Source organism: Oleiphilus sp. HI0066 (assembly GCF_001635725.1).
This window is the reverse complement of record NZ_LWFH01001474.1, coordinates 1-1,014: the sequence shown is the minus strand read 5'-3', so window position 1 is coordinate 1,014 and position 1,014 is coordinate 1. Positions and strand designations below refer to the sequence as shown.

1 protein-coding gene is annotated in these 1,014 nt (G+C 45.2%); it reads left to right on the top strand.

The features are described 5' to 3' along the window. Positions 1–1,014, top strand: a 1,014-nt coding sequence (locus A3738_RS22815; RefSeq protein ID WP_156504430.1) for a TonB-dependent siderophore receptor, incomplete at both ends; no start/stop codon positions are given.

Sequence of the window (1,014 nt, the reverse complement as noted above, 5' to 3'; positions counted from 1 at the left end):
GAAAGCCAATGGTAACTGGCTTGGACTTGAGCACAATGCACAAATTGGTTTGGACTACGTCAAAGCAGACACCGTTGACGATCGCGCACGAGATCCAGTGCTCGAAGCGCTCTACCAAACCATTACAATGAACCCAAACGCAGTATTGCCGGGTGCTTTCTTGGCAGACTCGAAGATCAACCTATTAGATCCCCAGTATTCTGGCGCAACGACGATTCCAACGACAAGGGAATATCGTGACAGCTCCAATGAGCAGATCGGCCTCTATCTCGGAGACATCATGAGAGCGGGCAATGTGATCGCTTCAGTGAACGTGCGATATGATCGCGTCAAACAAAGCTTCGATCGTGTTGGCATCTATGGTGCTGCAGACTCAACGAGCTATAGCGATACCCTAGAAGACGTTAATACTGATTTTGCATTAATGTATCAATTCGAAAACGGTATCAGCCCTTACTATAGCTATGCTGAATCTTTTACTCCCAATGATGCTGACCAGAATGGCAACCTTGTTGATCCAAACGAAGGTAGCCAACATGAAATTGGTGTGAAGTTCTTATCTTCTGACAGCAACACCTTAGTGACAGCTGCAATATTCCAAATTGATGAAGACAACCGCGTCACCGATACAGATCCTGCGAACTTCAAAGTCATCGACGCTTCGTACGAAGGCGCTGAGCTTTCTGTTCAGCATCAAATTGAAGACATCCATATCCAAAGCTCTTATACCTATTTGGATACTGAGCAAAAGCAGACAGGTGCTAGCAAACTAAAAGTACCGAGTGTCGCAGATGAGATGGCAAATACATGGATCTCGTATATTCCTAGCGGCGGCGTACTAAATGGCTTCCGAGCAGGTATTGGAGCTCGCTATATTGGTAACACAGTGAGTGATACCAACATATATGAAACAGCAGGATATACCCTATATGACGCTATGCTTGGGTACCGTTTTGCTGACGTGGATCTTCAATTGAATGTATCCAACCTAACTGATAAAGAGTATATTGTTGG